17 protein-coding genes, 2 tRNA genes and 2 pseudogenes are annotated in these 23,903 nt (G+C 70.9%); 17 read left to right on the forward strand and 4 right to left on the reverse strand.

Annotated elements, in window-relative coordinates; genetic code table 11:
- The first annotated feature begins 294 nt into the window (after positions 1 to 294).
- Complete coding sequence (locus LO772_RS23000) at positions 295 to 1,413, forward strand: PP2C family protein-serine/threonine phosphatase (protein ID WP_231773922.1); 1,119 nt, start codon at positions 295 to 297, stop codon at positions 1,411 to 1,413.
- Between the two features lie 46 nt (positions 1,414 to 1,459).
- On the opposite strand, the gene LO772_RS23005 is transcribed toward LO772_RS23000, so the two are convergent.
- Both LO772_RS23005 and LO772_RS23010 read right to left on the reverse strand, forming a co-directional pair.
- A complete protein-coding gene (locus tag LO772_RS23005) occupies positions 1,460 to 1,948 on the reverse strand; it encodes a glutathione peroxidase (protein WP_231773923.1) in 489 nt (162 codons plus the stop codon).
- 59 nt (positions 1,949 to 2,007) lie between these two features.
- Positions 2,008 to 2,922, reverse strand: coding sequence for an NAD-dependent epimerase/dehydratase family protein (locus tag LO772_RS23010; protein ID WP_231773924.1), 915 nt, complete (start codon positions 2,920 to 2,922; stop codon positions 2,008 to 2,010).
- A gap of 441 nt (positions 2,923 to 3,363) precedes the next feature.
- Here LO772_RS23010 and LO772_RS23015 point away from each other — a divergent pair, with 441 nt between their 5' ends.
- Entirely contained in the window at positions 3,364 to 4,659 is a 1,296-nt protein-coding gene (locus tag LO772_RS23015) for an MFS transporter (protein WP_231779683.1), read from the forward strand.
- Here LO772_RS23015 and LO772_RS23020 read toward each other — a convergent pair.
- A tRNA-Gly gene (locus LO772_RS23020) sits at positions 4,614 to 4,684 on the reverse strand. The two genes, LO772_RS23015 and LO772_RS23020, sit on opposite strands and share 46 nt — an antisense overlap.
- 143 nt (positions 4,685 to 4,827) lie before the next feature.
- Between LO772_RS23020 and LO772_RS23025 the strand changes: the two genes are divergently transcribed.
- From LO772_RS23025 to clpX, 5 genes are all read left to right on the forward strand, one after another.
- Positions 4,828 to 4,903 (forward strand) — tRNA-Pro (locus LO772_RS23025).
- Between the two features lie 102 nt (positions 4,904 to 5,005).
- Complete coding sequence (gene tig / locus LO772_RS23030) at positions 5,006 to 6,367, forward strand: trigger factor (RefSeq protein ID WP_231773925.1); 1,362 nt, start codon at positions 5,006 to 5,008, stop codon at positions 6,365 to 6,367.
- Positions 6,368 to 6,735: 368 nt separating this feature from the next.
- Positions 6,736 to 7,326: an ATP-dependent Clp protease proteolytic subunit gene (locus LO772_RS23035; RefSeq protein ID WP_231773926.1), complete on the forward strand. Its 591-nt coding sequence runs from the start codon at positions 6,736 to 6,738 to the stop codon at positions 7,324 to 7,326.
- A 61-nt stretch (positions 7,327 to 7,387) separates the two neighbouring features.
- Positions 7,388 to 8,056 (forward strand): ATP-dependent Clp protease proteolytic subunit, encoded by a 669-nt coding sequence (locus LO772_RS23040; RefSeq protein ID WP_231773927.1) that lies wholly within the window; start codon positions 7,388 to 7,390, stop codon positions 8,054 to 8,056.
- Positions 8,057 to 8,268: 212 nt separating this feature from the next.
- Positions 8,269 to 9,543 carry an ATP-dependent Clp protease ATP-binding subunit ClpX gene (gene clpX, locus LO772_RS23045; RefSeq protein ID WP_269453076.1) on the forward strand — a complete coding sequence of 425 codons (1,275 nt, stop codon included), beginning with the start codon at positions 8,269 to 8,271 and terminating at the stop codon, positions 9,541 to 9,543.
- An 82-nt stretch (positions 9,544 to 9,625) separates the two neighbouring features.
- Here the strand turns inward: clpX and LO772_RS23050 are convergent, their stop codons facing one another.
- Positions 9,626 to 10,360, reverse strand: coding sequence for a hypothetical protein (locus tag LO772_RS23050; protein ID WP_231773929.1), 735 nt, complete (start codon positions 10,358 to 10,360; stop codon positions 9,626 to 9,628).
- Between the two features lie 330 nt (positions 10,361 to 10,690).
- Between LO772_RS23050 and LO772_RS23055 the strand changes: the two genes are divergently transcribed.
- The 10 genes and pseudogenes from LO772_RS23055 (at position 10,691) to LO772_RS23100 (ending at position 23,877) form a co-directional block, all read left to right on the forward strand.
- On the forward strand, positions 10,691 to 13,324 hold the full coding sequence (locus LO772_RS23055; protein WP_231773930.1) for a valine--tRNA ligase: 2,634 nt from the start codon (positions 10,691 to 10,693) through the stop codon (positions 13,322 to 13,324).
- A gap of 125 nt (positions 13,325 to 13,449) precedes the next feature.
- Positions 13,450 to 14,880: pseudogene (gene folC, locus LO772_RS23060) on the forward strand (bifunctional tetrahydrofolate synthase/dihydrofolate synthase); the annotation flags it as partial.
- A gap of 3 nt (positions 14,881 to 14,883) precedes the next feature.
- Positions 14,884 to 15,207, forward strand: coding sequence for a DUF4233 domain-containing protein (locus tag LO772_RS23065; RefSeq protein ID WP_231773932.1), 324 nt, complete (start codon positions 14,884 to 14,886; stop codon positions 15,205 to 15,207).
- 85 nt (positions 15,208 to 15,292) lie between these two features.
- Positions 15,293 to 15,703 (forward strand): nucleoside-diphosphate kinase, encoded by a 411-nt coding sequence (gene ndk / locus LO772_RS23070; protein WP_231773933.1) that lies wholly within the window; start codon positions 15,293 to 15,295, stop codon positions 15,701 to 15,703.
- Between the two features lie 373 nt (positions 15,704 to 16,076).
- Complete coding sequence (locus LO772_RS23075; protein ID WP_269453244.1) at positions 16,077 to 17,096, forward strand: rod shape-determining protein; 1,020 nt, start codon at positions 16,077 to 16,079, stop codon at positions 17,094 to 17,096.
- Between the two features lie 105 nt (positions 17,097 to 17,201).
- Positions 17,202 to 18,188, forward strand: coding sequence for a rod shape-determining protein MreC (gene mreC / locus LO772_RS23080; protein WP_231773935.1), 987 nt, complete (start codon positions 17,202 to 17,204; stop codon positions 18,186 to 18,188).
- A 3-nt stretch (positions 18,189 to 18,191) separates the two neighbouring features.
- Positions 18,192 to 18,695, forward strand: a pseudogene (gene mreD, locus LO772_RS23085) (rod shape-determining protein MreD); the annotation flags it as partial.
- A gap of 100 nt (positions 18,696 to 18,795) precedes the next feature.
- Positions 18,796 to 21,045, forward strand: a complete 2,250-nt coding sequence (gene mrdA / locus LO772_RS23090; protein WP_443089463.1) for a penicillin-binding protein 2 — start codon at positions 18,796 to 18,798, stop codon at positions 21,043 to 21,045.
- Positions 21,042 to 22,307: a rod shape-determining protein RodA gene (rodA, locus tag LO772_RS23095; RefSeq protein WP_231773937.1), complete on the forward strand. Its 1,266-nt coding sequence runs from the start codon at positions 21,042 to 21,044 to the stop codon at positions 22,305 to 22,307. The genes mrdA and rodA overlap by 4 nt, the downstream gene beginning before the upstream one ends.
- 421 nt (positions 22,308 to 22,728) lie before the next feature.
- Entirely contained in the window at positions 22,729 to 23,877 is a 1,149-nt protein-coding gene (locus tag LO772_RS23100; protein WP_231773938.1) for a DegT/DnrJ/EryC1/StrS family aminotransferase, read from the forward strand.
- Positions 23,878 to 23,903 lie beyond the last annotated feature (26 nt).

A 23,903-nucleotide genomic window follows, 5' to 3' on the forward strand; every position in this document is an offset into this window, starting at 1 on the left:
CGCACGTCGGCACGCACACTTGTGCCGACGCGCGCCGGAGCCACCGCGCCGCACTCGCCTCGCGGACGGCGCCCTCACCCGCGGCCCGCCGACACCGCGTCCGGCCCGTCCGGGCCGACAGGCCCTCGCGGCCCCACCACCCGACGACCCCTCAGCGGAGCAGCCGCCGTGCCTCCTGACAGTCAGTCGATCTGTCGACATCTCACCGGCTTTTTCGGCGATAAGTCCCTGTGTGGCCGAAAACCGCGCCGGTGTTCCGTCGACGCGGCGCGGCGGGCTCGGTAGGGTCGCGCAATGGCGGAGACGAGGGGATCGCGGTCTCGGCGACTCGCCCGCCGGGTACGACAGTTGCGTATTTGGGCCCGTCACACACTGCTGCCCTCCGACCGGTTCGTACTGGTCGTCCTGCTTGTCCTGGTGACCGGCTGCGCGCTGCTGCCCGCCGCCGACGCGGCGTGGTTCCCGGTGACGGCCCTGGTGATCCCGGTGATCATCGGCGGCCTCGTGCTGCGCATGCCGAGCCTCATGCTGCTCTACGCGGCGACCGCGGGCGTGCTCCTCGCCCAGGACCGCACCGGCTGGCCCGTCGACGTCACCCCCGGCGCGGTCGTGGTCATCACGGTGGTGGCGGTCATCGTCATGTTCGTCGCACGCATACGCACGCGCCTCGGCCTCCAGGGCACCCGCGGCGAATCGATGCTCTTCGATCTGCGCGATCGCCTCCGGGCGCACGGCGTGATCCCGCATCTCCCGCCCCCGTGGCAATCGGACGTCACGCTGCGCCCCGCCGGCGGCCAGGCGTTCTCCGGCGATTTCGTGGTCGCGACGCGGGGCCGACGCGGTGGCCGCATGCTCGAACTGGCCCTCGTGGACGTCTCCGGCAAGGGGCTGGACGCCGGCACCCGGGCACTCCTGCTCTCCGGAGCCTTCGGCGGGCTCATCGGCTCGCTCCCCCCGCGCGGCTTCCTGCCCGCCGCCAACGACTATCTGCTGCGCCAAGGCTGGGCGGAGGGCTTCGCGACGGCCGTGCACGTCGCGGTCGACCTGGAGACCGGGGCGTACGAACTGCTCTCGGCCGGCCACCCGCCCGGCGCGCACTGGGTGGCCAGCACCGGGCGGTGGGAGGTCCGCGAGGCCGAGGGGCCGCTGCTCGGGGTCATCCCGGGAGCCGAGTTCGAAGGCGTCAGCGGCGTCCTCCGCCCCGGCGACGCCCTGCTGCTGTTCACCGACGGCATGGTCGAGGTCCCCGGTCAGGACATCGCCGTCGGCATCGACCGGCTGCTCGGGGAGGCGGAGAAGCTCGTCGCGGACGACTTCGCGGACGGCGCCCGCCGGATCGTCGACTCCGCGAGCGGCAACATCGCCGACGACCGCGCGGTCGTCCTGCTGCGCCGCAACGGAAGCGCCCGGTAGGCGCGGGCAGCCGCCGACCCCCGCGGTCGGCGACCGCCCGGGCGGATCAGCCCAGTTGCGCCTCGATCGCCGCGACCAGCGCGGCGTCGTGCGGGTCGACCGGGGGCCGGAACCGGCCGACGACCGTGCCGTCCGCAGCGACGAGGAACTTCTCGAAGTTCCAGGTCACATCGCCCGCGGTGCCCTCGGCGTCGGCCGTCTCGGTCAGCACGGCGTACACCGGGTGGCGCCCGTCACCGTTGACCTCGACCTTCTCGCTGAGCGGGAACGAGACGCCGTACGTCGTCGAGCAGAACTCCTGGATCTCCTCGGCGGTGCCCGGCTCCTGGCCCATGAACTGATTACACGGCACGCCCACGACGGTGAAACCCCGGGCGCCGTACTCCTTCTGCAACTGCTCCAGCCCGGTGTACTGCGGCGTCAGGCCGCACCGGGACGCGACATTGACGACCAGCGCGGTCCTGCCGCCGGTCAGCGAACCCAGCGTGCCGGGTGTGCCGTCGAGTCGGGCGATGGACGTGTCGAGCAGGCTCATGACCGCTCTCCTTCCGTGAACGCGGCGGTCTCCCATTCTCACCGGAGGGCGCACGGCCCTCACCGCGCCCCCGCCCTCCGGCCTTGGACCGTACGCCGGAACCCCTCGCGCCACGGCACCGCGCACGGCCCGGTGAACGACGCGCGCCTCGCGGTGTCCAGCACCTGCCCCCGCAGCGTCCCCGGCTGCGGCACGACCCGGACGTCGGCCTCGCGGCCGGTCAGCTCACCGAGGTACGCCGACCACTCCTGGACGCTCACCGGCTCGTCACCGCCCCAATTGACCACGGTCGCGGGTGTCGACGCCGCGTCCAACAGGGCCTCGGTCTGCGCGTTGATGTCGTCCTGGTGGATCGGGCTGTACACACACGGGTCCCAGCGCGTCACCACCGGGCGGCCGTCGAGGACCGCGGCCAGGTGGTGCGTCGGCAGGCCGCCGCCGACGCCGTAGGAGGCGTTCATGCGCGCGATCGTGACGGGAAGGTCGAACGCCCGCGCACAGAACCGCGCGACGGCCTCCTCGGCGGCCTTGGACACCGAATAGGTCGGTGCGTGCGCGACGTTCGCGTCGCCCAGCGGCGACGACTCGGTGAACACGTGCCACGGGTCCGGGTGGGGCCGCAGGACCGACGCCGTCGACATCACCAGCGCCGCCTTGGCCCGGCGGCAGTGCCGCAGCAGCAGACCGGTGCCCTCCGCGTTGACGCGCAGCGCCTCGTCGAAGTCGAATCCCGGCGCCTGGTACGTCGCCAGGTGCAGCACATACGTGAAGTCCCGCGGCACGTCGCCGAATTCCCCCGAACCCAGGTCGACCGTGCGGGTCGTCACCCCCAGCGCCTCCACCTTGGCCCGGTCGGCCGGGTCCGAGAACCGGGCGATGCCCCAGACCTCGTTCTCCCCCGCCAGGTACGCGGTGAGCGGAAACGCGATCTGGCCCGCGGGACCGGTGATCAGAACCTTTTCGCCCGACAACATCCCCGATGCCTCCCTCGAATGGTGACGACCCGTCATATCCGAGAAAGCCCGACGAAACCAGGACGGCCCCGAGGTACCCGAAACGCAGCGACACCCGGGTCGCTGCGTGGTCGCGGCCCTGGGCCGCGACGGCGCCGGCGGGCGCGCTGCCGGAAGCCCTCCAGCTTCTCGTCCGCGGTACGGACCCGGGTGCTGCGGGCCATGACCGAGACGTCGTACCCGTCCGCCGCCGCGCGCAGGGCCGCGACCACCCAGCGACACCCGGGACGCTCCGCCGCGGCCGTCGACAGCTTCCCCGCGCCGCGTCCGCCCGATCGGCCACCCGGGCAAACCCGGCGAAAACGGGTCCGGCGCGCGAGTACCCTGAACGACGGCTCCGTTCTCCCGATTCACCGGCAGGGGAGCCGCCCCTGACCACCCGCGTTCCCACGTGGAGCTTTCGTGCTGTCCCCGTACCGCCGCATATTCGAGGCGCCCGGCAGTGCCGCGTTCTCCGGCGCGGGCCTGCTCTCCCGCATGCCGCTCTCGATGACCGGCATCGGCATCGTCACGATGCTCTCCCAGATGCGCGGGTCCTACGGCCTCGCCGGCGCCGTCACCGCGGTCCTGATGATCTCCGAGGCCATCTTCGGCCCCCAGATATCCCGGCTCGTCGACCGGTTCGGCCAGCGCCGCGTGGCCCTGCCCGCCACCGCCGTCAGCCTCGCGGGCCTCGCCGGGCTCCTGGTGTGCGCCCGGTGGGAAGCCCCCGACTGGACGCTCTTCGCGACGGCCGTACCGGTCGGCTGCATGCCCACCTTCGGCTCGATGGTCCGCGCACGCTGGGCCCACATCTACGCCGACGACCCGCAGCGGCTGCACACGGCCTACTCGTTCGAATCGGTCGCCGACGAACTCTGCTTCATCGCGGGCCCGATCCTCGCCGTCGGCCTGTCGACCGCGGTCCTCCCGGAGGCCGGCCCCCTCCTCTCCGGGGCTTTCCTGGCCGTCGGCGCCGTCCTCTTCTGTACGCAGCGCCGCACCGAACCGCCGATACGCCCCGCCGACGGCCGGCCGCACCGCTCCGCGATCCGCTCTCCGGGCCTGCGCGTCCTCATGCTCACCTTCGCCGCCACCGGCGCGGTCTTCGGCGCGATCGACGTCGTGACCGTCGCGTACGCGGAGGACGCCGGCCACAAGGGGCTGGCCAGCCTGGCGCTCGCCGTCTACGCCGCGGGCTCCTGCCTCGCGGGCATCGCCTTCGGCATGATCGAGCCCCGGGGCAGCGCCCACCGCCGCTTCCTGATCGGCGTGGCCGGCATGGCCCTGAGCCTCGTGCCGCTGCTCTTCGCCGGCAACCTGGCGTGGGTGGCCGCGGCGCTCTTCCTCGCCGGGATGTCGGTCGCCCCGACCATGGTCACCACGATGTCCCTCGTCGCGGGCTTCGTCCCGGCCCGGCAGCTCAACGAGGGCATGTCCTGGACGATCACCGGCCTGGCACTGGGCGTCGCGGCGGGCTCGTCGATCGGCGGCGCGGTCGTCGACGCCCACGGCGCCGCCGCCGGCTACGGCGTCCCGGTCGCGGCGGGAGCCCTGGCGGCCCTGACCGCGCTCGCGGGCCTGCGGCACCTGCGGGCGGCCCCCCACGCCTCCCCCCACGGACAAATCGGCCCCGACGCCGCGTCACCGCAGGTCAGGGCCGATATACAGAGAGCGGATGACGGGAATCGAACCCGCGTAATCAGTTTGGAAGACTGAGGCTCTACCATTGAGCTACATCCGCGTGCACTCGAAACACGCAGCCGGGGCCGCATGTCTTGGCATAGAGTAGCGGATCGGCGAGGGGTCGCACGCGTGCGGGCGCGGGGACGCATCACGGTCAGTGCAGACTGCACCGTGGTGTCCTCTAGACTCTTCCGAGCGCCACGGGGCGTAGCGTAGTGGCTAGCGCGCCTGCTTTGGGAGCAGGAGATCGGGAGTTCGAGTCTCCCCGCCCCGACCATGAGTCCCGGTGGCGGCGCCCCGCGTGAACCGTCACAAATCCACCGACCTGGCCGGAAGTACGCAAGACAAGTACCGCCGCCCGCAACAAGGAGACCCAACCGTGAAGAGCGCCGTGGAGACTCTGAACCCGACCCGGGTTCGGCTCACCGTCGAGGTTCCCTCCGAGGAGCTCAAGCCCAGCCTCGATGCGGCGTACAAGAAGATCAGCCAGTCGATCACGGTGCCGGGCTTCCGCAAGGGCAAGGTTCCCTCGCGCATCATCGACCAGCGGTTCGGCCGCGAGGCGGTGTTCGTCGAGGCGTTCGACGACATCCTGTCGTCGTCGTACGGCAAGGCCGTCGAGGAGAACGAACTCCGGGTGCTCGGCCAGCCGGACGTCACCGACGTGACCGAGGTGGGCGAGCTGTCGAACGGCGCCGACCTGAAGTTCGTCGCCGAGGTCGACACGCGTCCGTCGATCGAGGTCCCCGAGTACGACGGCATCGAGGTCACCGTCGACGACCTCGAGATCACCGACGAGGACATCGACGGCCAGATCGACCAGTTGCGCGACCGTTTCGGTTCGCTCAAGGTCGTCGAGCGCGCCGCCGAGAAGGACGACACCGTCGTGATCGACCTGGAGGCCAAGGTCGACGGCGAGATCCTGGAGGACGGCGTCGCGACCGGCCTGTCGTACGTCGTCGGCAGCGGCACGATGCTCGACGGTCTCGACGAGGCCGTGACGGGCCTGTCCGCGGGCGAGGACAAGATTTTCACCAGCGAGCTGACCGGCGGCGAGGGCGAGGGCCGCACGGCCGACGTCAAGGTCACCGTCACCTCCGTCAAGGTCAAGGAACTCCCCGAGCTGGACGACGACTTCGCCCAGCTCGCCAGTGAGTTCGACACGCTCGACGAGCTCAAGGCCGACATCAAGGGCCGCCTCGAGCACACCAAGGCGCACGACCAGATCAACGACGGCCGCGACAAGGTGCTCGACAAGCTCCTGGAGCTGGTCGAGGTCCCGCTGCCGGAGAAGGTCGTCGCCGAGGAGATCGACCAGCGCAAGCAGCAGATGGACCAACAGCTTTCGATGATGGGCGTCACGCTCGACAAGTGGCTGGAGATCCAGGGCCAGACCGCCGAGGCCTACGACGCGGAGCTCGAGGAGAGCGTCGCCAAGGGCATGCGTGTGCAGTTCCTGCTCGACGAGGTCGTCAAGAAGGAGCAGATCTCGGTCAACCAGGAGGAGCTGACCCAGCACCTCATCTCGCGCGCCCAGCAGTCGGGTATGAGCCCCGACCAGTTCGCGCAGCAGGTCATGCAGGCCGGCTACGTGCCGGTACTGGTCGGCGAGGTCGCGCGCGGCAAGGCGCTCGACGTGCTCGCCGCGGCGGCGAAGGCCACCGACGGTTCCGGCAACACCGTGGACCTCGGCAAGGACCTGCACGCGGACGACGAGGGCCACGAGCACCACGACCACTGATCCGCACCCGCCCTTCAGGGGGCGGGACTCGGACACGCGTGAGGGCCCGGCCGCCGCCCGGCGGCCGGGCCCTCACGCGTCCCCGCACGCGCGCACGCCGTACGGTGTAGCCCATCACTCCCGTGTCCCGCCCGGAAATCGCTCCGATGCGCTCTCGGCGAACAGCCCGGCGTCGGGGATGGTCACGGAGGCGGGGCGCGTTAGGGTCGCTGTACGAGGGGGACACCAATGCAGGTCGGTGCAGGAACCGGGCACGGCCGGTGCTCCCGCAAGGTCGACTTCAGGACGGCTCGGGTTGCCGTCGGAAACGAGCAGGTGGATACGTGACGAATCCGCAGATCGTGACTCCGGGACTCGCGGTGCCCGCCATGCGTGCACCCCAGAGCGGTATGGGGCTCGACGACCAGGTCTACAACCGGCTGCTGCGCGAGCGGATCATCTTCCTCGGCGCGCCGGTCGACGACCAGATCGCGAACGCGATCTCGGCGCAGCTGCTGCTGCTCAACGCCGAAGACCCGGACAAAGACATCTCGCTGTACATCAACTCGCCGGGCGGATCCGTCACGGCGGGCATGGCGATCTACGACACCATGCAGTTCATCGGCAACGACGTCTCGACCGTCGCGATGGGCCTGGCCGCGTCGATGGGCCAGTTCCTGCTGACGGCGGGCGCACCGGGCAAGCGCATCGCGCTGGCCAACACCGAGATCCTCATGCACCAGCCCTCGGCGGGCCTCGGCGGTGCCGCGTCCGACATCCGCATCCAGGCCGCGCAGCTGCTGCGCCTCAAGAAGCGCATGGCGGAGCTGATCGCCGGCCACTCCGGCCGCACCTTCGAGGAGATCGAGCGCGACTCGGACCGCGACCGCTGGTTCACCGCGCAGGAGGCGAAGGAGTACGGCCTGGTCGACCACGTGGTCACCAGCGCCCGCGAGGTCCCGAACGGCAGCGCGGGCTGATCCGCCGGGCCATCCAGCCGCCGACCCACCAGCAGCCGCAGTCCCGGAGGATCGAAACCCCATGACCGACCTGTCCTTCCCCAATCCGCGGCCCGACGCCCAGGCGCTGTTCGGGCGCGCCGAAGGCCGCTACATCGTTCCGCAGTTCGAAGAGCGCACGTCGCAGGGCATCAAGCGGTACGACCCGTACGCGAAGCTCTTCGAGGAGCGCATCATCTTCCTCGGCGTCCAGATCGACGACACGTCCGCCAACGACGTGATGGCCCAGCTCCTCACCCTGGAGTCGATGGACCCCGACCGCGACATCTCGATCTACATCAACTCGCCGGGCGGCTCGTTCACCGCGCTGACCGCCATCTACGACACGATGCAGTTCGTGCGCCCCGACATCCAGACCGTGTGCATGGGCCAGGCGGCCTCCGCGGCGGCCGTGCTGCTCGCCGCCGGGACGGCCGGGAAGCGGATGGCGCTGCCCAACTCCCGCATCCTGATCCACCAGCCGTACAGTGAAACAGGGCGCGCGCAGGTGTCGGACCTGGAGATCCAGGCCAACGAGATCATGCGTATGCGCACCCTGCTGGAAGAGATGCTCTCCCAGCACAGCAACCGTCCGATCGAGCAGGTCCGCGACGACATCGAGCGGGACAAGATCCTCACCGCCGAAGAGGCGCTCGCCTACGGCCTCATCGACGAGATCACGTCCCCGCGGAAGTCCCCCCGGTCGAACTGACGACGGCGGCATCGGCCGGTCGCGGCGTGTGACGACCGGCCGATGATCCCCTCCCCCCGGAGGGGCCGCGGCGTCAACGGGGTCGTCGGCCCCGGGAAAAAGACCGCGGGAGGGACCAAAACCGGGGGATGGGCGATGGCGGCGGGGTACCGTCGAAAGACCAGGCACCAGGTCCGGCTCACGCCGCGACCCAGGCGAAGGAGATGCACCTCGTGGCACGCATCGGTGACGGTGGCGATCTGCTCAAGTGCTCGTTCTGCGGGAAGAGCCAGAAGCAGGTGAAGAAGCTCATTGCCGGTCCGGGTGTGTACATCTGCGATGAGTGCATCGACCTGTGCAACGAGATCATCGAGGAGGAGCTTTCCGAGTCCTCCGAACTGAAGTTCGAGGAACTGCCCAAGCCCCGCGAGATCTGCGAGTTCCTGGACGGCTATGTGGTGGGCCAGGACGTCGCCAAGAAGGCGCTTTCCGTCGCCGTCTACAACCACTACAAGCGGGTGCAGGCGGGCGAGAGCGGCAAGAGCGGCGACGGCGTGGAGATCTCCAAGTCGAACATCCTGCTGCTCGGCCCCACCGGCTGCGGCAAGACGCTGCTGGCCCAGACGCTGGCCCGCATGCTCAACGTGCCCTTCGCGATCGCCGACGCCACCGCGCTCACCGAGGCCGGGTATGTCGGCGAGGACGTCGAGAACATCCTGCTCAAGCTGATCCAGGCGGCCGACTACGACGTCAAGAAGGCCGAGACCGGGATCATCTACATCGACGAGGTCGACAAGATCGCCCGCAAGAGCGAGAACCCGTCGATCACCCGGGATGTGTCCGGCGAGGGCGTCCAGCAGGCGCTGCTGAAGATCCTGGAGGGCACGACGGCGAGCGTTCCGCCGCAGGGTGGCCGCAAGCACCCCCATCAGGAGTTCATCCAGATCGACACCACGAACGTCCTGTTCATCGTGGGCGGCGCGTTCGCGGGCCTCGAGCGCATCATCGAGGGCCGGGTCGGCAAGAAGGGCATCGGCTTCGGGGCCCAGATCCGCTCCAAGCGCGACATCGACACCGCCGACGCGTTCGGCGAGGTCATGCCCGAGGACCTGCTCAAGTTCGGCATGATCCCCGAGTTCATCGGCCGCCTCCCGGTCCTCACCTCGGTGCACAACCTGGACCGCGAGGCGTTGATCCAGATCCTCACCGAGCCGAAGAACGCGCTGGTCAAGCAGTATCGGCGGCTCTTCGAACTCGACGGCGTCGAGCTGGACTTCGAGATGGGGGCCTTGGAGGCCATCGCCGACCAGGCGATCCTGCGGGGCACCGGCGCCCGGGGGCTGCGCGCCATCATGGAAGAGGTCCTGATGTCGGTGATGTACGAGGTGCCGTCCCGCAAGGACATCGCCCGCGTGGTCATCACCCACGACGTCGTCCTCAAGCACGTCAATCCGACGCTGGTGCCGCGTGAGATCGTCAAGCGCGAGCGCCGCGAGAAGAGCGCCTGACCGCGGCGCCGCATCCGTGAAGGCCCGGCTCCCGTACGGGAATCCGGGCCTTCGTCGTGGTCGGTGGCCGCGCCCGCGGCGCCTACTTCTCCATGTCGGTGCGCATCTCCGCGAACCGCACCGCCGCCGCGTCGGCGGAGAGCTTGTCGAAGTACGCGACGGCGACGGTGTTGGTGTCGGCCCACGCGCAGATCGCGGCCGGGTAGGCGTCCTGCGCCGGCATGCACTCCAGCGTGCCGCCGAGGGGACCCGCGGCGTACGCCTGCATGGAGACGCCCTGCGGGACGCTGCCGCCGTCGCCGTTCACGTAGTCGATCATGCCGCGGATCATGTGCTCCATGCGCTTGCCGTCGACCGCGGTCAGGCCGTCGACCCCCACGAAGAGCACTTCGCGCGCGGCGTCGGCGCTCTTGCCGTAGGCGGCCACGACGAGGTTGTTGTCATCGGTCATCTCCCCGGGATCGACGGGGACGTCGGTCGGCATGCCGGGGCCCGACAGGCGCTCGTACCCCGCGGTGAACCCGGCGGAGATCAGGACGCGCGGCCCCCGCGCGCCGGCCGCGGTCGACGTCGCGGTCGCGGAGCCCTTGCCGGTCGGGGAGCCCGAGGGCGTCCGCGTCACCGGCGGCTCGCCGCGCGGCGTGGGCTCGTTCGCGGGCTCGTCGGACGCCGGGGCCGCCGCGGACGGACTCGCCGCGGTGCTCGCGGCGGCGTCGTCCTTGTCCTTCTGGCCCGGCAGTTCGCACGCGGTCAGGGCGAGTGCGCCCAACACCGCCGTGACGAGGGCGGCTTTGACGGCAGGAGTGCGGGTACGCATGGTGATCCCCCCAGGGATGTGGTTTGCCGGATCGGTCCACGTCCGCCCATGACCCCCCATGTGCGGCACTTCTCCGGCTCGGGCTCGAACACTACCGGCCCCACCAGCGGTTTCCGGAGCCGGAGAACCGCGGTGACACCACGGTGACAAGGCGGTGACCGCACCGCCGCGACCGCGACGGGACCGCGACGCGACGGGCGCCCGCCGCCCCGGGCCGCGGGGAGGCCGACCGGGTTCGCCTCCGGTGCGGGCCGCCCGCGCACGGCGCCCCGGGCCCGTGCCCGTATATGGTGCGGAGCCGGCCCCCGGGCATCCGTAGACTTGGGCACTGTGACCGAGACTTCTTCCTCCGCGACCGCTGCCCAGGCGCAGACACTCTCGTCCCAGTACGCCCCTGCCGAGGTAGAGGCCAAGCTGTACGAGCGCTGGGTAGCCGCGGGCTACTTCGAGGCCGATGCGAAGAGCGAGAAGCCGGCCTACACCATCGTCATCCCGCCCCCGAACGTCACCGGTTCGCTGCACCTCGGCCACGCGTTCGAGCACACGCTGATCGACAGCCTGACCCGCCGCAAGCGCATGCAGGGCTACGAGACGCTGTGGCAGCCCGGCATGGACCACGCGGGCATCGCGACGCAGAACGTCGTCGAGCGCGAGCTGGCCAAGGAGGGCCTGTCCCGCCACGACCTCGGCCGTGAGGCGTTCGTCGAGCGTGTCTGGCGGTGGAAGGCCGAGTCGGGCGGCAAGATCCTGGGCCAGATGCGGCGGCTCGGCGACGGCATCGACTGGCGCCGCGAGCGCTTCACGATGGACGCGGGGCTGTCCCGCGCCGTCCAGACGATCTTCAAGAACCTCTACGACGACGGCCTGATCTACCGCGCCGAGCGGATCATCAACTGGTGCCCGCGCTGCCTGACCGCGATCTCCGACATCGAGGTCGAGTACCAGGACGACGACGGCGAGCTGGTCTCGATCCGCTACGGCAGCGCCGACGCCGACGGCACCGCGATCGTCGTCGCCACCACGCGCGCCGAGACGATGCTCGGCGACACCGCCGTCGCGGTCCACCCCAACGACGAGCGCTACCGCCACCTCATCGGCACCGAGATCGAACTCCCGCTCACCGGGCGGCGGATCCCGATCGTCGCCGACGAGCACGTCGACCCCGAGTTCGGCACCGGCGCGGTCAAGGTGACCCCGGCGCACGACCCGAACGACTTCGAGATCGGGCAGCGCCACAACCTGCCGTCCCTCACGATCCTCGACGAACGAGCGGTCATCACCGCCCACGGGCCGTTCCAGGGCCTCGACCGCTTCGAGGCCCGGTCGGCGATCGTCGCCGCGCTGCGCGCCGAGGGCCGCATCGTCGCGGAGAAGCGCCCGTACACCCACGCGGTCGGCCACTGCTCGCGCTGCAAGACCACGATCGAGCCGCGCCAGTCGCTCCAGTGGTGGGTCAAGGTCGGCCCGCTCGCGCAGGCCGCCGGCGACGCGGTCCGCGACGGCCGGGTCGCGATCCACCCGAAGGACATGGAGTCGCGCTACTTCGGCTGGGTCGACAACCTCCACGACTGGTGCATTTCGCGCCAACTGTGGTGGGGCCACCGCATCCCGGTCTGGTACGGCCCGAACGGCGAGATCGTCTGCGTCGGCCCCGACGAGGAGCCGCCCTCGGGCGACGGCTGGCGGCAGGACAACGACGTGCTCGACACGTGGTTCTCGTCCGGCCTGTGGCCCTTCTCCACGCTCGGCTGGCCCGAACGCACCCCGGACCTCGACAAGTTCTTCCCGACCTCCGTCCTGGTCACCGGCTACGACATCCTCTTCTTCTGGGTCGCCCGGATGATGATGTTCGGCCTGTACGCGATGGACGGCACCCCGCCGTTCCACACCATCGCCCTGCACGGCATGGTCCGCGACCAGTTCGGCAAGAAGATGTCGAAGTCGTTCGGCAACGCCGTCGACCCGCTCGACTGGATGGACGAGTTCGGCACCGACGCCCTGCGCTTCACGCTCGCGCGCGGCGCCAACCCGGGCACCGACGTGCCGATCGGCGAGGAATGGGTCCAGGGCTCGCGCAACTTCTGCAACAAGATCTGGAACGCGACCCGGTTCGCCCTCATGAACGGCGCGACCGTCGAAGGCCCGCTGCCGCCCGCCGAGGAGCTCTCGACGGTCGACCGGTGGATCCTCTCGCGGCTCGACGCGACCGTCGCCGAGGTCGACGCGCTGTACGAGGACTACCAGTTCGCCAAGCTCAGCGACGCGCTGTTCCACTTCGCGTGGGACGAGGTCTTCGACTGGTACGTCGAGCTGGCCAAGATCTCGCTCCAGGCCGGGGGCCCGCAGGCCGCCGCCACGCGCCGGGTGCTCGGCCACGTCCTCGACGTCACGCTGCGCCTGCTGCACCCGATCGTGCCCTTCGTCACCGAGGAGCTGTGGACGACGCTCACCGGCGGCGAATCGCTCGTGGTCGCCGCGTGGCCGCAGCCCGAAGGCCGCCGCGACGAGGCCGCCGAGGCCGAGGTGACGACCCTTCAGCAGGTCGTCACCGAGATCCGCCGCTTCCGCGGCGACCAAGGCCTCAAGCCCGGCCAGAAGGTCCCGGCCCGGCTCACGCTGGCGGGTACGGCCCTGGCCGCCCACGAGGCGCCGATCCGGACGCTCGCCCGCCTGGAGCCGGACGCCGACGGGTTCGCCGCCACGACGTCGTTCCCGATCGCGGGCGCGCTCGTCGAGCTGGACCTGTCCGGCGCGATCGACGTGCCCGCCGAGCGGCGCCGGCTGGAGAAGGACCGCGCGGCGGCCGAGAAGGTGCGGGCGCAGTGCACCAAGAAGCTCGCCAACGAGGGCTTCCTGGGCAAGGCGTCGGCCGAGGTGATCGCCAAGGTCCGCACCCAACTGGCCACCGCGGAGGCCGACATCGTCCGGATCGGCGCCCAACTCGACCGACTGCCCCCGGCCTGAGGCCGCGACGGGAAGGTGACTGTGCATCAGGTGTCCGTGTGCCGGGCGGCCCGCCTCGCGAGGGCGGCGCCGCCCGGCCCGGCACCGGTCGCCGCGGGAACCACCGCGGCCGGCCGCCCCGGCCGCGTCCCCGCGCGGCGAGACCCGAACTCCCGATCCGACGTGAACCGGTGAAGCCCGTGACTGACCCCGCCGCCGACCTGCGCACCGTGGAGGCCCAGCTCGTCGCGCGCTGGCCGGAGACCAAGATCGAGCCGTCCACGGCCCGCATCGCCGCGCTCATGGACGTGCTCGGCGAACCGCAGCGCGCGTACCCGGTCATCCACATCACCGGGACGAACGGCAAGACGTCGACGGCCCGCATGATCGAGGCGCTGCTGCACGCGTTCTCGCTGCGCACCGGCCGCTACACGAGCCCCCACGTGACGGCGATGACCGAGCGCATCAGCCTCGACGGCCGGCCGATCGACGACGAGCGGTTCGTCGAGGCCTACCGCGACATCCTCCCGTACGTGGAGCTGGTCGACGCCGCGCAACCGCTGCCGATGTCCTTCTTCGAGGTGCTCACCGGCATGGCGTTCGCCGCGTTCGCCGACGCGCCGGTCGACGTCGCGGTGGTCGAGGTCGGCCTCGGCGGCGCCTGGGACGCGACCAATGTCGCCGACGGGCAGGTCGCGGTGGTCACGCCGATCGCCGTCGACCACAGCGAAAAACTCGGCGACAACCCGGGCGACATCGCGGTCGAGAAGAGCGGCATCATCAAGCCGGGCGCACTCGCCGTCCTCGCGCAACAGCCCCTGGACGCCGCCGAAACGCTCCTGCGCCGCAGCGTCGAGGTCGGCGCGACGGTGGCCCGCGAGGGCATGGAGTTCGGCGTCGTCCGCCGCGACCTCGCGGTGGGCGGGCAGCTCGTGGCGCTGCGCGGCCTCGCCGGGGAGTACGACGACATCTTCCTGCCGCTGCACGGCGCGCACCAGGCGCACAACGCCGCCGTCGCCCTCGCCGCCGTCGAGGCGTTCTTCGGCGTCGGCACCGGGCAGCGCGTCGGCCTGGACCACACCGGCAAGCTCGACGTCGAGATCGTGCGCGAGGCCTTCGCGGGCGTGACGTCGCCGGGCCGCCTGGAGATCGTGCGCCGCGGCCCGACCGTCGTCCTGGACGCCGCCCACAACCCGGCCGGGGCGCGGACGGTCGCCGAGGCGGTCTCGGAGTCGTTCGACTTCACCCACCTGGTCGGGGTCGTCTCGGCGATGTCCGACAAGGACGTCCGCGGCATCCTGGAGGCCTTCGAGCCGGTCTTCGCGGAGATCGTGGTGACCCAGAACTCCCTGCCGCGCGCCATGCCGGTCGACGAACTCGCGGCGCTGGCCGTGGAGATCTTCGGCGAGGAACGCGTCGAGGTCGTCCCGCGCCTGGACGACGCGATCGACGCCGGGGTGCGGCTCGCGGAGGAGGAAGGCGACCTGGGCGGGGCCGCGGTGCTGATCACGGGGTCGGTGGTGACGGTGGGCGAGGCGCGTGTGCTGCTCACCGGAGGACGGCAAGGAAGGGGATGACCGGTGCGCACCCTGTGTTCCACCCATCTCATCGGTGAAGCCATCGTGATCTGCCTCGGCGCCCTGGTGGCGATGTCGCTGAGCGACGTCTCCACGGGAGTCCTGTGGGGTGTGGCGGGTCCGGCGGCGGTCCTGTGCGTCCTGCTGTGCGCCAAACTCTCCGAGCCGTGGGCGGTGTCCGCCGGATGGGCACTGCAGATCGCCTTGATCGCGGCCGGCTTCGTGGTGCCGATGATGTTCGTCGTCGGAGCGTTCTTCGCCGCCATCTGGTACGCGTGTGTCCGGGTCGGACGGACGATCGACGCCGCGAAGGCCGCACGCACCTGACGCCGGGGCCTCCGCGCTGGATAGGCTCGGACGCGGTGGCTCGAAAGAGCCCTGTGGATTCCCCAACCGTGTCAGGAGTGCCCCTGTGTCCGAGCGCACGCTTGTCCTCGTCAAGCCTGATGGTGTCCGGCGCGGTCTCGTCGGCGAGGTCATCGGCCGAATCGAGCGCAAGGGCTTCACACTTGCCGCGCTGGACCTGCGGGTGATGGACCGCGAGACGATCGAACGCCACTACGAGGAGCACGCGGGCAAGCCGTTCCACCCGAGCCTGGTCGACTTCATGACGTCGGCGCCGTCGGTCGCGATGGTCGTCGAAGGCGAGCGCGTCATCGAGGCGTTCCGTACGCTCGCGGGCGCCACCGACCCGATCAAGGCCGCTCCCGGGACGATCCGCGGCGATCTCGCCACGGTCACCCAGCAGAACATCGTGCACGGATCCGACTCGCCGGCGTCGGCCGAGCGCGAGATCAAGAACTTTTTCCCGCACCTCGCCTGATGGGGCATCACGGACGGCACGCGCGCCGACCGGTGTCACCACGACACGGCGACACCCCCGCGGATGTCAACCTTTCCGCGGCGTTCGGTGGGTAGTCTCCGTTTTCGGTGAGTTCCACCCGGGTTGCCGTCAGTCCTGCGCCCTTCGGGTGGTCCTTGGGCGTGGCAAGCCGAAAATGACCCCATTGCCGTGCGTGGCACGCAACCGTCGGTCTGATGATCACGTCATCGTGTTTCGCAGGTGTTCCGCTCGCCGTGGCACGCCTACGATTAAGACCGGTCCCAGCCGCGCGCAGCAGGCCGGTTCACCTCCTCGTGGCTCACAAAGGCTCAAAAAAGCTCCGGAAGGCCCTGGTTGCTTCATGGCGAACAATTTGTCGTTCATCGGTCGTGACATGGCAGTCGACCTCGGCACGGCCAACACGCTGGTGTACGTCAGAGGCCGCGGCATCGTCCTGAACGAGCCGTCCGTCGTCGCCAAGAACACCTCCACCGGCGGCATCCTCGCGGTCGGTGCCGAGGCGAAGAAGATGATCGGCCGCACGCCGGGCAACATCGTCGCGATCCGGCCACTCAAGGACGGCGTGATCGCCGACTTCGAGATCACCGAGCGCATGCTGCGCTACTTCATCCTCAAGGTGCACCGCCGCCGCTACCTCGCGCGCCCGCGCGTCGTGATCTGCGTGCCGAGCGGGATCACCGGGGTCGAGCGCCGCGCCGTCGTCGAGGCGTCCAGCCAGGCCGGCGCGCGCAGCGTCCACATCATCGAGGAGCCGATGGCCGCCGCGATCGGCTCGGGCCTGCCCGTGCACGAGGCGACCGGCAACATGGTCGTCGACGTCGGTGGCGGCACCACCGAGGTCGCGGTGATCTCCCTGGGCGGTATCGTGACCGCGCAGTCGATCCGCGTCGCGGGCGACGAACTCGACATGGCGATCATCAACTTCGTCAAGAAGGAGTACTCGCTGCTGCTCGGCGAACGCAGCGCCGAGGAGATCAAGATGTCGATCGGCTCGGCGTTCGACATGGGCGACGACGCCCACAGCGAGATCCGGGGGCGCGACCTCGTCAGCGGCCTGCCGAAGACGATCGTGATCTCCACCGGCGAGGTCCGCAAGGCGATCGAGGAGCCGGTCAACACGATCATCGACGCCGTCAAGACCACGCTCGACAAGTGCCCGCCGGAGCTTTCCGGCGACATCATGGACCGCGGCATCGTGCTCACCGGCGGCGGCGCGCTCCTGCGCGGGCTCGACGAACGCCTCCGCGCCGAAACGGGCATGCCGATCCACATCGCCGACAACCCGCTGGACTCGGTCGCGTTGGGAGCCGGGAAGTGCGTCGAGGAGTACGAGGCGCTCCAGCAGGTGCTGGACGCGCAGCCCCGCAGGTGACAGCCGGACGCTCCGACCGCGCTTCGGCGATCCACCACCCACGTCAGCCAGGCATGCTCGTCAGTCAGGCACGCTCGATCGGTTAGGAAGGGAGCGGGGCGCACCGTGAGGGACTCCCGCCGCAGCCGCATGGTCCTCGTGCTGTTGCTCGCGATCTCCTTCGCCTTGATCACCGTGGACATCCGCGGCGGCCGGAATTCGCCCATGTCGCATGCCCGCGACTGGGCTTCGGCGGTCTTCGGCCCGGCCGAGCGGGCGACCGCGTCGGCGGTGGACCCGATCGGCGACGTCGTCGACGCGGTCCGCGACGCGGGCGACCACGGGGACGAGAAGAAGAAGCTCGAAGCCGAAAACGCCAGACTCCGGCAGCAGTTGGAGTACATCGAACTGGACCGCAACCGCGCCGCCGAGGTCGACAAGCTCCTCAAGGTCGCGTCGGTCGGCCAGTACCGCATCAAGCCCGCCCGCGTCGTCGCGGTGGGTCCCGCCCAGGGCTTCTCGTGGACCGTCACCATCGACGCCGGCAGCCGCGACGGCATCAAGACCGACATGACCGTCCTCAACGGCGACGGCCTCGTGGGCCGCGTCACGACCGTCGGCCCGATGACCGCGACCGTGCTGCTCGCGACCGACCCGGGCTTCTCCGTGGGGTCGCGGATGGCCGGCTCCATGGAGATCGGGATCGCGAACGGCCAGGGCGACCACCCGATGCGCCTGCAACTCCTCAACGGCCAGGCCCAGGTGAAGACGGGCGACCGGCTCGTGACGTTCGGCTCGGAGGGCGGACGCCCGTTCGTCCCCGGCGTCCCCGTCGGGGAGGTCACCGAAATCCGTTCCACCCCGGGCACGTTGACCAAGACCGTCGAGGTGAAGCCGTTCGTGCGGTTCAGCAGCCTCGACACCGTCGGCGTCGTCGTCGAGCCGCCGCGCACCGACCCGCGCGACGCGGTGCTGCCGCCCGCGCCCACCCCCGAACCGCCCGCCCCGGTCGCCCCGGTGGCCGCGCCGCCGCCCGCGACGACGCCGCCCGCGCGCCCCGAGGCCGCGGCCGGCGGAACCCCGCAGCCGAACACCACGACCGGAAGGGGCTGACCGGTGGCCGTCGCACGGGTGCTGTACGCCGCCGTCCTCATCGTCGTCGCGCTGGTCCTCCAGGTGAGCGTGCTGGCCCGGCTCGGCCTGCCGGGCGCGGTGCCCGACCTGCTGCTGCTCGTCGTGGTCGGCATGGCCATGACCTACGGACCGTCCGCGGGATGCGTGATCGGGTTCGCCGCCGGGCTGTGCGCCGACCTCGCGCCGCCGGCCGACCACGCCGCCGGGCGCTACGCGTTCGTCCTGTGCGTCGCCGGCTACGTCGCGGGGATGTTCTCGATGCGCAACCGCAAGTCGGTGCTCACCCCGATCCTCGTCGTGGTCTTCCTCGCGGCACTGACCACCCTGCTCTACGCGGCCGTCGGCGCGGTGGTCGGCGACTCCGCGGCGATGGACTCCGGGATCGGCCGCCTGCTGATCACGGCGGTCGTCTACGACGCGCTCCTCTCGCCGTTCGTCGTGCCGCTGGTCATGGCGGGCGCACGGCGCACCGATCCGCAGCCCATGCTGCCCGTCTGAACCGCCGAGCCCCCGACCGGCGGCGCCGGCATCCCCGTCCCCGAGATCCCCGCAGGACGCACGACAACGTGGGAGTGATACGCCGATGATGCCCAGCCTGACGAACGCCGGGCGTTCGCGTGGTGACGGCGCCCACGGCGTCCGGGCCCGACTGATCATCCTTCAGGTGCTCGTCCTGTCGCTGGTGATCACCCTGTTCGGTCGACTGTGGTACCTCCAGATCCGCCAAGGCGACGAATACAGCAAGGCGGCCGTCAGCAACAACGTGCGCCAGGTCGTGACCCCGGCGGTGCGCGGCGCGATTCTCGACGACCAGGGCCGTCCGCTGGTCGCCAACCGCACCACGCTCGTCGTCTCGGCCAGCCGCACCGAACTGCTCAAGCAACCGGACAAGGGCGAGGCCGTGTTGGAGCGGCTCGCCAAGGTGCTGGGCATGCCCGCCGAGGATCTGAAGATGAAGATCCGGCTGTGCGACGCCGAGGTGTCGCAGCCGTGCTGGAACGGCTCGCCGTACCAGCCGATCCCGATCATGCAGGGCGCCACGACGGAACAGGCGCTGGCGATAATGGAGCACCGGGAGGACTTCCCCGGCATCACCGCCGAACCGACCGCGGTCCGCGCGTATCCGGCGCCCGAGGGCGTCAACGCCGCGCACACGCTCGGCTATCTCTCGCCGGTCACCGACGAGGAGCTGGCCAAGCAGAAGGAAGACGGCAAGAACGAACTCCAGCGGTCCGACCAGGTCGGCCGCAGCGGCCTCGAGCGCACGTACGACGCCGACCTGCGCGGCCAGGCGGGGGTCACCGGGCTGTCGGTCGACAACGTCGGACGCGTCACCGGAACGGTCTCGGAGACGCCGTCGATCCCCGGCAACCACCTGGTGACCAGTATCGACGCCCGGATCCAGGCGGTCGCCGAACAACAGCTCCAGGAAGCGCTGTTGCGGGCACGCGGCACGTTCGACTCCGGCAACACCGGGCGCTTCTTCGAGGGCGACAGCGGCGCGGTCGTCGTGATGGACGTCAAGACGGGCCGCGTCGTCGCGATGGCGAGCGCGCCCACGTACGACCCGAACGTCTGGGTGGGCGGGATCTCGGCGAAGGACTACGAGACGCTGAGCAGTCCCGAGGCCGGGACGCCGCTGATGCCGCGGACGATACAGGGCCAGTTCGCGCCCGGCTCGATCTTCAAGGTGATCTCCACGTCGGCGGCGGCCGAGAACGGCTACTCGCTCAAGGGCAACTACCCGTGCCCGGGCAGCATCACGGTCGGCGGCATCACCTTCAACAACCTCGAAGGATCCGCCTACGGCGACATCTCGCTGGCCCGTGCGCTCGAAGTGTCGTGCAACACCGTGTTCTACGGCCTGTCGTACGACATGTGGCTCAAGCAGGGCGGTCTCCAGGGCACGCACCACCCGATGGTCGACATGGCCCGCGCCTACGGCCTCGGCTCGGTGACCGGCATCGACATCCCCGGCGAGGTGCCCGGCCGGATCGTCGACCAGAGCGTGCGCCGCGCGGAGTGGGAGCAGAACAAGGCCACGTGGTGCCGCAACGCCGAGGACCCCAAGCTGAGTGCTCAGCAGAGGCTCGTCAACCACGAGAACTGCATCGACGGCTGGCAGTTCCGGGCTGGTGACGCGGTCAACTTCGCGATCGGCCAGGGCGAGACGCTGGTGACGCCGCTGCAGATGGCGCGCGTGTACGCCGCGGTCGCCAACGGCGGCACGCTGTACGAGCCGACGATCGGCAAGGCCGTCGTCGCCCCGGACGGCCGAGTGGTCCGCGAGATCCAGCCCGAGGTCAGCGGCAAGCTGCCGATAAGCCCCCAGACGCTCGCGTACCTCAAGACGGCGTTGCAGGGCGTGTCGGTGAACGGCACCGCGGCCGGGGTCTTCGGCGGTACGTGGCCGATGGACAAGCTGCCGATAGGGGCGAAGACCGGTACGGGGTCGGTGCAGAACAAGCAGTCGACGTCGTGGTTCGCGACGTTTGGCGGACCGACGGACGGCCCGCAGTACGCCGTGGTCATGATGGTCAGCCAGGGCGGCACCGGTTCGGGTACGTCGGGACCGAGTGTCCGCAAGATCTACGAGGCGCTGTACGGCGTCGACGAGCAGGGCAACATCGACCCGGCCCGGGCGATGCTGCCGTCGCCGCCGGCCGCGCTGCCGGCGATCGACGCCGACAGCTCCGCCGCCGCGCCGGTCGCGTCGTACACCTTCGAGCCGCCCTTCGCACCGGCGCCGAGCGGAGGGGCGACCGCGGTCGCCTACGAGGCGCCGGGGGCGCTGCCACCCGACCGGGTGCCGTATCGGGGAGGGCGATTCGTGTGAACATCGGCCTCAAGATGCGGCAGACCAAGCCGAAGGCGTTCGGCCTCGGCGGGCCGCCGACCCTGCAGAAGCTGTCGCCGGGGAACGACCGGGAACCCCGCTCGTTCGCGGCCCGCGCGCTGGAACGCGACGCGCCCGTACGCCGGTTGGACTGGGTGCTCTTCGGCGCGTCGCTCGCGCTGTCGGTGATCGGGTCGCTGCTGGTGTGGTCCGCGACCCGGCCGCGCACCCACCTGACCGGCGGCGATCCGCAGGCGTTCCTCAAGAAGCACCTGCTGAACATGGTGATCGGCCTGGTGCTCTTCGCGATCGTCGCGATGGTGGGGCACCGGCGGATGCGCGTCCTCGTGCCGTTCGTGGGCATCGTCGCGATGCTCGGCCTGTTCGCCGCGCTGAGCCCGCTGGGTGCGACCATCAACGGCCAGCGGGCGTGGATCCTGCTGCCCGCGGGGTTCTCGCTGCAGCCCGCCGAGCTGGCCAAGATCGGGGTCATCCTCGGCATGGCCATGCTGCTGTCCGAGCGCGTCGACACCGGCGACCTCGAACGGCCGGGAAACCGCGCGGTGTTCTGGGCGGTGCTGCTGGCGATGGCGCCGATCGGGGTCATCATGCTGATGCCCGACCTCGGGTCCGCGATGGTCATCGGCGTCATCATCATGGGCATCCTGCTGGCCTCCGGTGCGCGGATCCGGTGGCTCGTCGGCCTCGCCACGCTCGCCGTCGTCGTCGCCCTCGCGGTGTGGAAGCTCGGGATGGTCAGCGAGTACCAGATCGACCGCTTCCGGGCGTTCGCCGACCCGGACCTCGATCCGGCCGGCGCGGGCTACAACGTCAAGCAGGCGGGGCTGGCCGTCGGGGCGGGCGGGCTGACCGGCGCCGGGCTGTTCCAGGGCAACCAGACCCAGGGCCAGTTCGTCCCGGAGCAGCAGACCGACTTCGTCTTCTCGGTGGCCGGCGAGGAACTGGGCCTCATCGGCTGCGCGGTCATCCTGTTCCTGTTCGCCGCGCTGCTGTGGCGCGGCGTGCGGATCGCCGTCAACGCGGACGACCTGTTCGGCACGATCATCGCGGCGGGCGTCGTGGCGTGGCTCGGATTCCAGATGTTCGAGAACATCGGGATGAACATCGGGATCATGCCGGTGGCGGGTCTGCCGCTGCCGTTCGTCAGTTACGGCGGATCGTCGATGTTCGCGATCTGGATCGCGATAGGACTGCTGCAATCCGTGCACATGCGCGGTGCGAAGGCGCTCACCAAAGCCTGAGGGGCGGTGGGTGCGCGGTGTCCCAGGGCACCGCGGACGAGGACCACGCGGTGTGAGGACACGGCGGGGCCGGGCGGACGAAGACGTCCCGGCCCCGCCGTTGTCGTGCCCGCCCGACGAGACCGCGGACGACTCCTCCCCGCCGTCCCGAGCGCGCCTCGCTGTCGATCCGGTTGGGTGACCCATCAGGGTTGGGGATGATTCGCCGCTTTGGCCGCGTAACCCCGAGGGCCCCGCACCGGTTAAGGACACGAAGCCCGGTGCGTCGGCGCCCGGCGCCGGGCCGCGTTCGCCCTCGCAGCGCACGCGGCGTGCGCTGCGCGGTCGCGGCGACGGCGGGCGCGGCGGCGTGCGCACGCACCCCGCGGCGCTTTCGGGCCCGCACGCTCGGCGGTTCGGCACAGCACAGGCAGGAGAGGCCATGGCGGAGCAATCCGGGGCGCCCGGCGCCGTGTCGCTGGGGCGGCCGAGCCTGGGGGAGGCGGAGCTCGCGGCGGTGGGCGAGGTCTTCCGGTCCGGCTGGGTGGCCGGGGCGGGGCCCGCGTGCCACGCCTTCGAAGAGGAGTTCGCCGCGGCGTGCGGCGTCGGCCACGCGGTGGCCGTCGCCAACTGCACCGCCGCGCTGCACCTCGCGCTGCTCGCGCACGGTGTCGGGCCCGGCGACGAGGTGATCGTCGCCGACTACACGTTCCCCGCGACCGGGCACGCCGTGCTGTTCACCGGTGCGACCCCGGTGTTCGCGGACGTACGCGCCGACACCGCCACCGTCGACCCGGACGCGGTCGCCGCGATGGTGGGGCCGCGTACCGTCGGGGTGATCGCGGTCGACGCCGCCGGATTGCCGGCCGACTACGCCGACCTGGGCGAACTCACCGCGCGCTGCGGGCTGTTCCTGGTCGAGGACGCGGCCTGCGCGGCGGGGGCGACATACCGGGGCCGCCCGGCGGGCTCGCTCGCGCCGGTCGCGGCGTTCAGCTTCCACGGCCGCAAGGGCATCACGTGCGGCGAGGGCGGCGCCCTGGTCACCGACGACGCCGCGGTCGCCGCGAAGGCGCGCAAGCTCGCCGCCTTCGGGCTGGAGAGCGCGTGGGCGCGGGAAGGCCGCACCGATCTGCCGATCCCCGTCTTCGACGAGCCGGGTTACAACTACAAGCTCTCCGACCTGGGCGCCGCGATCATGCGGGTGCAGCTCGCGCGGCTCCCGGAGCTGCTGGGGCGGCGCCGCGCGGTCGCGGACCGGTACGCCGCGCTCCTCGCCGACGTCGACGGCCTCGTGCCGCCCGGCGAACCCGGCGACCGCACCGGCACATGGCAGTCGTACGCGGTGACGCTCGCCCCCGGCGTCGACCGCGGGCGCGTCGCGGCGATGCTGCGCGAGCAGGACATCGGCTGCAACTTCGGCACGTACGCCTCGCACCTCCAGCCCGTCTACGGCGTGCGCGAGGCCTGCCCCGTGTCGGCCGACCTGTTCCGGCGCCAGCTGGCGATCCCGATGCACGCCGAGTTGTCCGACGCCGACGTCGAGCGGGTCGCGGCGGCCCTGCGGAAGGCGGTCGAGAACAGCCGTTGACCCGATCCCGCGCCGCCGCGGGACCC

Origin of the sequence: Yinghuangia sp. ASG 101 (assembly GCF_021165735.1) — a bacterium.
GTDB lineage: Bacteria > Actinomycetota > Actinomycetes > Streptomycetales > Streptomycetaceae > Yinghuangia.